Origin of the sequence: Candidatus Hakubella thermalkaliphila (assembly GCF_013281975.1) — a bacterium.
Taxonomy (GTDB): Bacteria; Actinomycetota; Humimicrobiia; order Hakubellales; family Hakubellaceae; genus Hakubella; species Hakubella thermalkaliphila.
The window spans coordinates 1-11,766 of record NZ_BLRZ01000061.1 but is presented as its reverse complement, the minus strand read 5'-3'; the positions used below and the strand labels follow the sequence as shown (position 1 = coordinate 11,766).

Here is an 11,766-nt window from a genome sequence, read left to right as displayed (position 1 = left end):
TCTTTATCTCATCCAAGTAGTCAGATGTCGCGGCCGAGATGATGGAAGGAATCGCCCATGCACCGCGGTGCACCACGTCGCATGAAAATTATGTTATTTTCAAGGGATGAAAATTGGGTTATTTTCAAGGGAATCGCCCATGCACCGCGGCGCACCACGTCGCATGAAAATTATGTTATTTTCAAGGGAGGGAGGATCCGGAACAGAAGTGCCCGGTGAGCCAATGGAAAGAGAGAAATTAGAGCTGATAAAGCGGGTAGGCATAATCTCCTGGAGCCTGATAGGGATTGGTGTCATTGTCCTGGCTGCGCTCTATCTTGTTTATTTCCTAAGATTTGCCTTTACCCCCCTTGTCCTGGCTATTCTTTTGGCCTATATTCTGAGTCCTTTGGTCTCCTATTTCGAGCGGTGGGTTCCCAGGATCTATTCTACTTTGATTGCTTATCTCATTTTCCTATCCGTTGTGGCCATCATTCTGGTCTTTGTAATCCCGGTGATGGTCCAACAGATCAGAGGATTTATCGAGGGGCTTCCCTTTCACCTGGCCAGGGCAAGGGAGATCGGAGCTGCTTTAGGCGAACAATATCTTCGGATGCAGCTCCAGTTGCCTCCTGCACTGGAGAATGTGGTGGAGAGCGCTATCTCCGAATTCCAGGCCTTCGCTTTGAGCATTCTTAGACGAGCCCCCGTGGCTACCATCAGTCTCATCTCCGCCATAGCCACCTTCATCCTGGCTCCCATTGTGGCTTTCTATCTTCTGAAGGACCTTAAGAGAATTGGAGCATTCTTTCTCGAGGTCTTTCCGGAATCAAGAAGAGAGACGGTAACTTCAGTGATCTCCATCATCAACAGAGCCGTGGGTGGCTTCGTCAGGGGGCAGTTGACCGTGGCTCTTATAGTAGGGATCATGTGTAGCCTGGTTCTCATAATTCTGGGCGTGGATTATCCTATCTTGTTGGGCATGATCGCTGGCCTTTTTAACGTTATTCCTTACCTGGGGCCGGTGGTCGGTGCGGTGCCGGCGGCCATTATAGCTCTTCTGGATAGCCCCATTAAAGCTCTGTTGGTGGTAGTTCTTTTCTTTGTGGTGCAGCAGATTGACAATGCTCTTATCTCCCCTAATGTCATGAAGCATTACGTGGGGGTTCATCCGGTTGTGGCTATCTTTTCTCTTATTGCAGGTGGCGTTCTATTTGGTCTTTGGGGAATATTGCTGGCAGTACCATTAGTGGCTGTCGCTCAAGAGCTAGTCCTGACCTTTGTGCTGAAGAAAAAAGGTGTAGAGGTTAAGGCGGCGGGTGCGTTAGACGGTGAGGGCAGCAAAGCGGAAAAGAAGGAGAAAATTGTCAGATAGATACCCCCGCCCTTACCGGCGGGGAGTTCTCGCTAAATCAAATGAGTCGCCCATGTTGCCGCAGGCGACACCACGAAGGTGAAGAGGGGTATTTCTCGGGGTAGAGTTTTGAAAAACTTCTTCTTTTGGGTGGTCGACAGAAAACAAAACGTGCTTTAAAATTCTTTAGGATTCCCTTGAAGCTTGATTTTTAGAGATCTCTAGATGGTTTGCCTGAACAGGCTTTAGATATTTTAGATATTGAGTTAGATATTTTTTCAGGAAGGATTGTGTGGTGCAAAGCGCAAAGATACGAGAGAAGTTTCTGAGCTTTTTTGAGGCCAGGGGACACAAAAGGGTATCCAGCTCCTCTCTGGTGCCTGATGATCCTACTCTTCTTCTCACCAGTGCCGGAATGGTTCAGTTCAAACCCTACTTCCTGGGTCAAAAACAACCAGAATATACCAGAGCGACCACCGTACAAAAATGCTTCAGAACCACCGATATCGAGGCCATCGGGGATGATAGAACTCACCTTACCTTTTTTGAGATGCTGGGCAACTTTTCTTTCGGCGACTATTACAAGGCGCAGGCTATCCCCTGGGCCTGGGAACTGGTGACGGAAGGTTACAAACTGGATCGGACTAAGCTCTGGATAACCATTTTTGAGGATGATGATGAAGCTTTTGACATCTGGAATAAGAAAGTTGGACTTCCTCAGGAGAGGATATTCAGGTTGGGAGAGAAGACTAACTTCTGGAATATGGGTCCCACCGGTCCCTGCGGGCCGTGTTCAGAGATTCACTACGACCAGGGAGAAGGCATAGGCTGTGGCCGGCCGCAGTGCGATGTTACCTGTGAGTGCGGCCGATTTCTGGAGATCTGGAATCTGGTGTTCATGCAATATGATCGCCAACAGGATGGATCTCTCCTGCCCTTACCCAAAAAAAATATCGATACTGGTCTGGGCCTGGAGAGAGTTGCTGCCATCCTTCAGGATCAGAGAGATGTTTTCAGGACTGATCTTTTGGCCCAAATTCTAAAGTCAGGTGAAGAAATTTCGGGGGCTGTTTATGGTCAGAGCTCAACCACCGATCGATCTCTGAGAATTCTGGCTGATCACTCTCGGGCCATAACCTTCTTAATTAGCGATGGAGTCCTTCCTTCTAACGAGGGGAGAGGCTATATTCTGAGAAGAATGCTTAGAAGAGCTGTCAGACACGGCAAGCTTCTGGATATCCAGGACTGCTTTCTGGCCAATCTGAGCCAGTCGGTCATCACTTCCATGGGCGATATCTACCCCGAGCTCTTGGAGCACCAGAAGCATGTCCAGAAAGTGATCCAGGGAGAGGAAGAGAGGTTCTCCCGAACCCTGAAGCAGGGATTTGTCCTTCTGGATGACTATATTGCTGAGATCAAGGTGGATCAAAAGAGCATAATATCTGGTGATATCATCTTCAAGCTCTACGATACCTATGGATTTCCGGTAGAGTTGACCCAGGAGATAGCCTCAGAGGAGGGTCTTTCTCTAGATATGGAAGGCTATGAGAAGCTGATGGGCGAACAGAAGGAAAGGGCCAGGTCCTACCAGGAGTTCTACGACCTTAAGGAAAGACCGGAAGAGGTGTACCGAGACCTGACTGCCGGACAAAAGCTCTCTTTTGTGGGATACGAGAAAGATGAGGTTCGGACGAAGATCACTTCTTTGGTCAAGAACGGTACCAAGGTCGGAGAAGCAGGTCCTGACGATGAGATAGAGGTCGTCCTGGGGGAGACTCCCTTTTATGCCGAGAGAGGCGGCCAGGTAGGAGATAAAGGGGAGATAACCACAGAGACAGGCAGAATAAGGGTTGAGGCTACCTACCCCGTACTGGATGAAATTCATGTTCAGCGAGGAGTGGTGGTGGAAGGCCGGGTAGCAGTGGGCCAGGAGGCCCTGGCCCGCATCAATGCTGGTCTGCGAAAGGCTATCTGTCGCAACCACACGACTACTCATCTTCTCCATTGGGCCCTGAGGCTGATTTTGGGTGACCACGTGAAGCAGGCTGGCTCTCTGGTAGAGGTCAACAGGTTGAGGTTTGACTATTCTCATTTTCAGGCTCCTTCGGAGGAGGAGCTGGTGAAGGTGGAGAATCTGGTCAATAACAAGATTTTGGACGGCCTGCCGGTAAGATGCTATGTGACCTCTCTGGAACATGTTAAAGAGATGGGCGCCATAGCTCTTTTCGGGGAGAAGTACGGGGAGTTTGCAAGAGTAGTAGAGGTAGGAGATATAAGTCGGGAGCTGTGCGGGGGCACTCATGTGGCCAATACTGGAGCGATCGGCCTTTTCCGGATAATCAGTGAATCCAGCATTGGCTCCAACCTGAGGAGAATAGAGGCGGTGACCGGTTTTGGCCTGGTGCATTATTTGCGGGAAAGGGATGAGATTGTCAAGAGGCTATCATCTCTCTTAGGAACTGGTGACCAGGAGATTGTGGCCAGGACAGAGGTTCTTTTGAGGGAGCTCAAAAACAAAGAAAAAGAGCTTGTTTCTCTGAAAGTGAGAAGCGCTCTTGCGGAACTGGAAAGGGAGCTGACCGGGTCTCTCAGGATTGGAGGGACGGCTCTCATCGGCCACATTTTCGATGATATAGAGCTGGATCACCTGAAAGTTATTATGGATAATCTTCAGAAAAAGACCACCAGTAGCTTCATTGTTCTAGCTTCCAAAAACAATGGGAGACCGTTGATGCTGGTGGCGGCAACGGCAGATCTGGTGGAGAAAGGGATCAGGTGTGATGAGATCGTGAGGGAAGTCTCGCCCCTTATATCAGGGGGAGGAGGAGGCAAAAGTGACTTCGCCCAGGCCGGTGGAAAATCGGCAGGCAGACTGGCTGAGGCAGTGGAGAAAGCCAGGATGTTGGCCGTAGAGAAGCTAAAGATCGGCTCTGGGCAGTGAGTCGGGCAAAAGATGCGGAAGTTAGCGCTGGATATAGGGCATAAAAGGATTGGAGTGGCCATATCCGATGAGTTGAACTTAGTGGCAACGCCTCTCGAAGTGTTGAAGAGAAATAAAAAGTGGGTAGATGATTTAAGGAATATACTATCTCGGTACCAGGTAGACGAGATCATCATCGGACTGCCTACTTCCTTGCGGGGATCAGTGAGTCCAGAGAATAGAAAGCTTTTAGATAATGTGAGCGCGATCCTCGGTCCTCTGGGGATACCTGTCCGGACCTGGGATGAAAGATATACTACCACCATGGCCGAGAAGGCCATGAGGGAGAGGGAAATTCTGGGGTGGAAGATAGGTAAGAAGGTGGATATGGTAGCGGCTGCGTTTATCCTGCAGAGTTACCTGGATTACTTGAGGGGAAAGGGAGGAGAGAAAACGTAGGCCAGAGGCGGACTCTCAAGACCTTGAGCCGCGAAATAGATGCCTGTTAAGACTTCCTTATTCTTTCCAAAAGTGAGGACGGATATTTTTCGAGGTAGAAAGGCTGCCCTTGCTCTAATCTTGCTGGTTCTGGTGGCCCTGGTCGGCACGTCAGGGTTAGCCTGCCTCAGCAATTCCCAAACCTCTGGGGATGTGACCCGGGAAGAGGTTTCCGTGACTATTCCGGAAGGAGCCTCTCTTCGGGAGGTCGCCAGGGACTTAGAGGAGAAGAGGATCATCAGGAGTGCTTTAATATTCAGGCTCTATGTCCGATACAAAGAGATGGATAAAAACATCATGAAAGGTGATTATGTTTTTCTCACCAACTCCTCTTATCAGGAAGCCCTGGAGGTTCTCAGGCAGGGGCCTATAGTAGTGACCTATAAAATACCCATTCCGGAGGGGTATACCGTGGCTCAGGTTGCTGATAAAGTTCAGAATAGCAGTCCCATCAGCAGGAGAGAGTTCCTGGAGGTAGCCATACCCCAGAGGCATGACTACCCTTTTCTAGAAGGAGTTAGTTCTTTAGAAGGGTTTCTTTTTCCTAAAACCTACGAAATTACCGAGGAGACCAGTGCCGAACAGTTAGTAGATATGATGCTGGCGCAGTTTGCCACAGAAACCGAGGGGCTTGATTGGAGAAAGGCCGAAGCAGAGGGCTTCAGCACCTATGACATCGTCAAGATTGCTTCTATGATCGAACGGGAGGCTCATGTTCCAGAGGAGCGCCGCCTGATCTCAGGGGTTATTCATAATAGACTCAAGCAGGGGATGACCTTGGGGATAGATGCTACTCTTACATACTGGCTGGACAAATGGGATGAACCCCTTACCGTCTCAGACCTGCAGACAGATACCCCCTATAACACCAGACTTTATCCTGGTCTGCCTCCCACCCCCATTGCTAATCCCGGTCTTGAGTCCATAAAAGCAGCTCTAAATCCGGCTGATGTGGATTATCTCTACTTTGTGGTCACCGATGAGGAAAGACGTACTCATACTTTTACCAGGACTTACGAGGAACATGTAAAGATTCTGAATCAGAAGCGAAAGGAGAAGTGAAGGGTTTAGCCGGAGGCGCCTTCTTTAAAGGTATTGTGGGCCTTCCCGTGATACCGATATCATGATTGATCTAAGTTTAGCCGGAGGCGCCTTCTTTAAACGTATTGTGGGAGTACCAGGGTCGATCATGGCTGTTACCGAAAAAATGCGCTCCTTGTCTAGAAAATAGACCCAATATTTTCATGGTTCCTGAGTGATGCTTGCATCATCGCCAATTACTAAGAGAATATTTATGACAGAACGTGGTCGAAGTTAAGCCGTCGCAGGTCCCGGACTTTAGCCCTGGGGAGGTTCAGTTTTAGTAAACGATGTTCTTACAAGTTCTCCGACCAAACTATTCATACGAATCTCTATATCACATCGGACCTGAAGACCTGAAGGCCAAGGGCCTCAAGGGGTTGATTATCGATCTGGACAATACTTCGCTGGAACATGGTGGGGCATTTCTCTCCCCTGAACGGGAAGCATGGTTCTCCTCTTTGTTACACAGCGGGATTAAAATATGTCTTGTCTCTAACAACACTTCAGTCAGGGCGAAGAACATATCTGATTCTCTGGGAGTTCCCTATGTTTCCAATGCCATGAAGCCTTTCAAGAGGGCTTTCAGGAAAGCTCTTGAGGCCCTGGACCTGCCAGCGCATCAGGTAGCTGGGGTGGGCGACCAGATTTTTACCGATATTTGGGGGGGAAATAGAGCAGGCCTGATCACCATTCTGGTCACCCCCCTGGGTTCTCGAGAGCACTGGTGGACCAGGATGATAAGGAGGGTGGAGAGGCCTTTCAGGAGAAGTCCCTCTCCATAACTACAAGGAATCGCCCATGCACCGCGGCGCACCACATCGCATGAGGTTATTTTCAAGGGATGAAAATTGTGTTATTTTCAAGGGAATCGCCCATGCACCGCGGCGCACCACGTCGCATGAAAATTGGGTTATTTTCAAGGGAGAGAAGGTGCTTTGAAATATGAAGAGGGTATGCAAGCATATCCTTGTTTCGGGCATTGTGCAGGGTGTAGGATTCCGCTATTTTGCTCTTCGGCATGCTCATACCCTTGGACTGGCTGGGTATGCCAGAAACATGCGGGATGGTCGGGTCGAAATAGTGGCTGAGGGAGATGAGGAAACCGTGGCCTCTTTTATCAACCGCCTGAAAGAAGGGCCCTCGAGTGCCCTGGTCAGGGAGGTCAAGGTGAGCGAGTACAGGGGGCCTTCCCAGTTCAGGGGCTTTGAGCTTAGATTCTAAGGATGATAGTCAGGCCGTAAACCAGTTTTCCTTTTGTCTGCGAGACCAGGATTTGAGGAAATGAGCTCTATGAAAATACTAAGTTCAAGATATTCTAGTTTGGGGAAGATCTATATTGATTGACTCTGAGACCAAAGTGGTGGGAATTATCGGTAATCCGGTGCGGCATAGCCTATCCCCCATCATGCATAATAGAGCCCTTTCCCATTTAGGACTTAACTGGGTCTATCTCTCTTTTGAAGTGGAGCCAGCCAGAGCCAGATCGGCTATTGAGGGAGCTCGGGATCTGGGGATGGTAGGCCTGAATGTGACCATGCCCTTTAAGATGGAAGCTGTGGAGTGGGTGGATATCAAGGATGGGAGTGTGATCTTAACCGGTTCCCTCAATACTCTTTTATTTAAAGACAGCAAGATAATGGGGTTCAACACCGATGGTATCGGCTTTCTGAATTCTCTGCGAGAAAAGAGCATCTCCCTTCAGGGCAGAAAGGTCCTTTTAATAGGGGCGGGTGGAGCAGCCCGGGCCGTTGCTTTCGTGGTAGCACAGCAGGAAGTTGCCCGGCTCACTGTATTGAACAGGACTCCCCAAAAAGCACACCGACTCGCTCAGGAGCTGAGCAGCTTTAAGCCTGAGACCGAGATTAATACGGCGAGCTATGATCTGGGTCTGGCTCTGGTGATAAGTGACTCAGACCTGATTATTAACGCGACTTCTGTAGGTATGAAGGATCATCCAGGAATTCCTATTCCCACTGATGACATCGACCAGCGCCACATAGTGTATGATCTGGCATACTGGCCTCTCAGGACAGAATTGTTAAGAGATTCGGAGGAGAGGGGGGCCCGGGTTGTTTCCGGCCTGGAGATGCTCATCCATCAGGGAGCCGAATCCTTCCGAATATGGACAGGTAAGGAGTTCCCCCTTCCCATAGTGCGCGAAGAACTGACTGAGTATCTGAAATCAATTGAAGATAGGAGCAGGTAATTTCCTCATACAGGTTTTTTGGCTATTTCCTGGTCTTCCTGGTAGGCACCCTGGTGGGGCGACTTATCTGCCTCCATTTCGTTATTCCTCACCCCAAATCTACCCAGCGGGCCTTTTTATCTCAATTTAACTGTTGTCAGGAACGGCCTGTCTGGTATGGGGAGATACCTCTGTTAGGATACCTGCTGTTGAGGGGAAAGTGCCAGGCTTGCGGAAGATCCATCTCCCTGCTTCATCCCCTCTCTGAATTGATGGGCGGACTGTACTTTCTTCTTAGCCTCTATTTTTTCGGCCTTCATCTAAAACTGATTCCAGTGTTGATCTTTGGGTCTTCCTTAATCGCCATTTTCTTTATCGATCTGAGGGAAAGGAGGGTTCCCAACAGGATTGTTTTCCCACTTTATCTTGTTGGTGTGATATTCATAGCTCTGGCTTATCCAGAGAGATGGATGGAGCTCATGATTTCTTCTGCAGTAGCAGGTGGTCTGTTTCTGATTCTGGCTCTCCTTGTACCCGGTGGAATGGGAATGGGGGATGTCAAACTGGCCGCTACTATGGGTATTTATCTGGGCTACTCCGTATTCCCGGGTCTGATGATAGCCTTTGTCACCGCGGCTCTGACCGGACTGTTTTTGATCCTCACCAGGAAGAAAACGAGAAAGGACTACATCCCCTTTGCTCCTCATCTGGTCCTGGGAGCCATTATCTCTTTGTTCTGGGGGACGCAGATCATAAGTACCTACAAAGGGTTATAGCAGTGTTTGCTACAGAATCTCCGGTGGGGTAATAGCTTCGACGCTCAGTTTATCTTTAAAATGCTCAGCATTCCAGGAGATAAATCGATCAAGAGCTTTATGGTTTTGCTCAACCATCGAGGCGATCAGTGCATCCACAAAACTCAGTTTCTTAGCAATGAGAAGGAAAAGCTCCGAGATGAGGAAGCAAACACTTTCACCGTTTCTTTTTGGAAAAAGTATTTGCAAATTGTATTTATCTCGAAATCCAGCGTAAAGTTCAAGAAGGCGTTCTTCGCTTAGATTAAAAGATAATATGCCGCACACTTCTAACACATTATATATTGAAGTTAACCCTTTTAGCTTTCCTTTGTATACTTGCTCGAGGAAGGCCGAATTTTCACGAAATCGTTGATCTTTTGGATACCGTAAATCGCGTATAAATATATCTGAATCAATAAAGACTTTCACTCTTTCCACTCACGCTTTCGGCTAGCGCTCATGGCCTCGGGTAGCGTTTCCCATTTAGGCGCACTCTGGGACAGCTCCTTCTCAATATGGTGCCAGTCTATGTGAACTGGCACACGTTGATTGTCCCTAAGAGCTTCACTAACTTGTTTCACCAGTTCTCCTGATAAGCTCTCCTCTTGAAGAAGGACAAGCTCAATCCCCTTCCTTACTAATGAGCTCTTAGAAACCTTGCGTGCTTTGGCGACAGTTTCTAATTTCTTGAGAAGTTGATCATCAAGTTTTATACTCAACATTTCACCCATAGCAATCACCTCTGGTATTACTTATTCATTAATATTGTATTACCAATCTCTATTTTTGTCAATTATAACTTTTTGATGAGTGGCCACATCTCGAAATATTAACTTCACTCGGCAAGCACCTCCTTTAAAAGGTTTATCCCCTTATCATCATCCTCATTTCTGGCTCAAGTACATTGTTGTTCCGCTATATATTTTAAGCGCCTGCCCTGTCAAATCCTGTCACCCAAGCCCTTCAAAACCTGCCAGCCCCTCACTTTGCCTCGCCACACTAAGCCGTCGAAAAGCAAAGGAATTGTATTCATCTTAGATTGTTGCTCGAAGGACGGAAAATGGCAAGCATTTTGACTCCTTCAAGGTGGCTGGGGAGGCACATGGGGTGCTGTCACCTCTTGTGAGGCATCACAACCTGAGCTCACGGGCTTTTTCGATTGGCATGTTGGCTGGATTCTCCTGCCCGGGAGGAGCAAGACAGAATACAAGGTCTCTGTATGTGGCAATGACAGCATCTGTCACCCCTCTGAGGTAAGATTAGGAAGTGCGATGCGGACAGTGGGGAAAGTCTTGGTCTTCGCTGATCGATCCCTTATAATGGTTATAGGATCATAAGGTGGCCCTGCATGACGGGCAAGCCTACAGCCAGATCTCGTCCAAAAAAGGCCACCAAAGAGGAGGTACGCGCGACTCTAGGAACATCGTTCCTGTCTTGGGAGGATCGACCGGACGCTCTGTTGCTGCCAGGAGCCAGGGATGCTGGAGCGCTTGCGGATGGCTGCGGGGGTGGCGTTGCGGGACGACTGATTTGAAGGAGTTTTCGCGGAAGACGGAAGAGGGCGAAGTTGCGTTGCGAGGTGAAAGGGATGGCCAGAAGGCAGTTGACTGACCAAGAGAAGAAAAAAGTGGTTGAGAGGCATACCAAGGATGGCGTTTTGCGGTGTTTTGTAGACAATGAGCCAATTGAAGATCCAGATCAGGTTGAGTTTCATCACATAACACCGTGGAGCGAAGACGGCTCTACTAACATCGATAACATTGCTCCAGTGTGCAGGGAGCACCACAGACGTATTCGGACCCTATCGTTACAGGAGTTTAGGGACAAGCTAAATTTGGACAGATTCTTTGAGGATGGATTTAAAAAGGCTGACGGTGTCAGACTTGATGATGTACTTGCATCCAGATTGGGGAAAGACGGATATGGAAAGACTTGCCGAATAGAAACATATGACAACTATGTCAAAGTCTATTGGCACAATGGGCAAGCGGAATTATTCCCTCTTTACAGATGCCCGGTTACGCACTTCACTTATTTTTATGCTCTGGTTTCGATCAAACATTTGAAAAATGACCGTGAACTCCAACCGCGTCCGCTAGAGCCTGTCCGAATGTGGGAACTGTACCGCCACTTCCTGCGGTATACCCAGTTAGCTCCCGCTATATGCCGGCTGGCTGACAGCCAAATTCTGCTCTTTGATGGTCAACATAAGACTGCCGCACAGGTATGGGCAGGACAGCAACAGGTTGAATGTAAGATTTATCTTGAGGCAGACCCCCGAGCAATCAAAGAAACAGTGCTGACTGCTCATGATAAGCTCCGGCAAATGCCTTTCTACACCTCGACTCTTATTGCTAGATATAGCGACCTCTTCAGAGAGGACTGGGAGCAATACCTGGAGCGTCCCGGGCAAAAATCGGAGGCAGGGTTCGTCGAGTTTCTGGTACGCATTAAAGATCTTACTAAAGCAGAAGCCGTAAAGCGGCTGAGGTCTGCCATTCAAAATGATATCCTGGAATATCCCGAAAATCGCCTGCGTGAATATATAGCTGAGAAGAATAAGACGCGGAAAAATCCCCTGACCGTGTCTGCGGTACAGCGTACTTTCTTTGCTGAATTTGTCGCCTCGCCGCCCATAGACGCAGAGCTTGAGAGTCCGGAGGATTTCAGGCAGAGGGAGAAGGAAAACCTGATTCGACTGCTAAACCTCATAGTAGACATATCTTTGGTCAACCGCTGGAACCCGGAACCCAGAAATGAAGCTCACCGGACGGCCGAAAGGATTTATGCTGCAGGTTCTCTGCGGGCCTGGGCGCCAATGCTCCGGGTTGTGATCGCACAGGCCCTTAACCTGATTGATGACGAGGAAAGGCGCCGAGTTTTCTTCCGGGAGGTAGATGAGGAGGCGTTTGGTATAATTGAACGGTACCTTAAAAAACTTTTCTCCCAC

General features: G+C 48.8%; 13 protein-coding genes. 11 read left to right on the top strand and 2 right to left on the bottom strand.

Going from position 1 to position 11,766, the window contains the following annotated elements; genetic code table 11:
• Positions 1–57: 57 nt before the first annotated feature.
• The 9 genes from HW443_RS06760 (at position 58) to HW443_RS06720 (ending at position 8,795) form a co-directional block, all read left to right on the top strand.
• On the top strand, positions 58–219 hold the full coding sequence (locus HW443_RS06760) for a hypothetical protein (RefSeq protein WP_176238013.1): 162 nt from the start codon (positions 58–60) through the stop codon (positions 217–219).
• Complete coding sequence (locus tag HW443_RS06755) at positions 164–1,354, top strand: AI-2E family transporter (RefSeq protein ID WP_308751077.1); 1,191 nt, start codon at positions 164–166, stop codon at positions 1,352–1,354. Before HW443_RS06760 ends, HW443_RS06755 begins: the two co-directional genes overlap by 56 nt.
• A gap of 271 nt (positions 1,355–1,625) precedes the next feature.
• On the top strand, positions 1,626–4,274 hold the full coding sequence (alaS, locus tag HW443_RS06750) for an alanine--tRNA ligase (protein WP_176235442.1): 2,649 nt from the start codon (positions 1,626–1,628) through the stop codon (positions 4,272–4,274).
• Between the two features lie 12 nt (positions 4,275–4,286).
• On the top strand, positions 4,287–4,712 hold the full coding sequence (gene ruvX / locus HW443_RS06745) for a Holliday junction resolvase RuvX (protein WP_176235443.1): 426 nt from the start codon (positions 4,287–4,289) through the stop codon (positions 4,710–4,712).
• A 39-nt stretch (positions 4,713–4,751) separates the two neighbouring features.
• Positions 4,752–5,813: an endolytic transglycosylase MltG gene (mltG, locus tag HW443_RS06740; RefSeq protein ID WP_176238011.1), complete on the top strand. Its 1,062-nt coding sequence runs from the start codon at positions 4,752–4,754 to the stop codon at positions 5,811–5,813.
• Between the two features lie 308 nt (positions 5,814–6,121).
• Positions 6,122–6,616, top strand: a complete 495-nt coding sequence (locus tag HW443_RS06735; RefSeq protein ID WP_176236034.1) for a YqeG family HAD IIIA-type phosphatase — start codon at positions 6,122–6,124, stop codon at positions 6,614–6,616.
• A gap of 160 nt (positions 6,617–6,776) precedes the next feature.
• Positions 6,777–7,055 carry an acylphosphatase gene (gene yccX, locus HW443_RS06730; protein ID WP_176227172.1) on the top strand — a complete coding sequence of 93 codons (279 nt, stop codon included), beginning with the start codon at positions 6,777–6,779 and terminating at the stop codon, positions 7,053–7,055.
• Positions 7,056–7,170: 115 nt separating this feature from the next.
• Complete coding sequence (locus HW443_RS06725; RefSeq protein WP_176236035.1) at positions 7,171–8,040, top strand: shikimate dehydrogenase; 870 nt, start codon at positions 7,171–7,173, stop codon at positions 8,038–8,040.
• Positions 8,041–8,093: 53 nt separating this feature from the next.
• Positions 8,094–8,795 carry a prepilin peptidase gene (locus tag HW443_RS06720; RefSeq protein WP_176236036.1) on the top strand — a complete coding sequence of 234 codons (702 nt, stop codon included), beginning with the start codon at positions 8,094–8,096 and terminating at the stop codon, positions 8,793–8,795.
• Between the two features lie 9 nt (positions 8,796–8,804).
• Here HW443_RS06720 and HW443_RS06715 read toward each other — a convergent pair whose 3' ends face one another.
• Positions 8,805–9,254, bottom strand: a complete 450-nt coding sequence (locus HW443_RS06715) for a type II toxin-antitoxin system VapC family toxin (RefSeq protein WP_219857228.1) — start codon at positions 9,252–9,254, stop codon at positions 8,805–8,807.
• Positions 9,242–9,547 carry a ribbon-helix-helix protein, CopG family gene (locus HW443_RS06710; protein ID WP_176236038.1) on the bottom strand — a complete coding sequence of 102 codons (306 nt, stop codon included), beginning with the start codon at positions 9,545–9,547 and terminating at the stop codon, positions 9,242–9,244. The genes HW443_RS06715 and HW443_RS06710 overlap by 13 nt, the downstream gene beginning before the upstream one ends.
• A gap of 617 nt (positions 9,548–10,164) precedes the next feature.
• On the opposite strand from HW443_RS06710, the gene HW443_RS06705 reads away from it, so the two are divergent.
• On the top strand, positions 10,165–10,350 hold the full coding sequence (locus tag HW443_RS06705) for a hypothetical protein (protein WP_176236039.1): 186 nt from the start codon (positions 10,165–10,167) through the stop codon (positions 10,348–10,350).
• Between the two features lie 33 nt (positions 10,351–10,383).
• Positions 10,384–11,766: HNH endonuclease signature motif containing protein (locus HW443_RS06700; RefSeq protein ID WP_176238009.1), on the top strand; the 1,383-nt coding region annotated here is incomplete at its 3' end.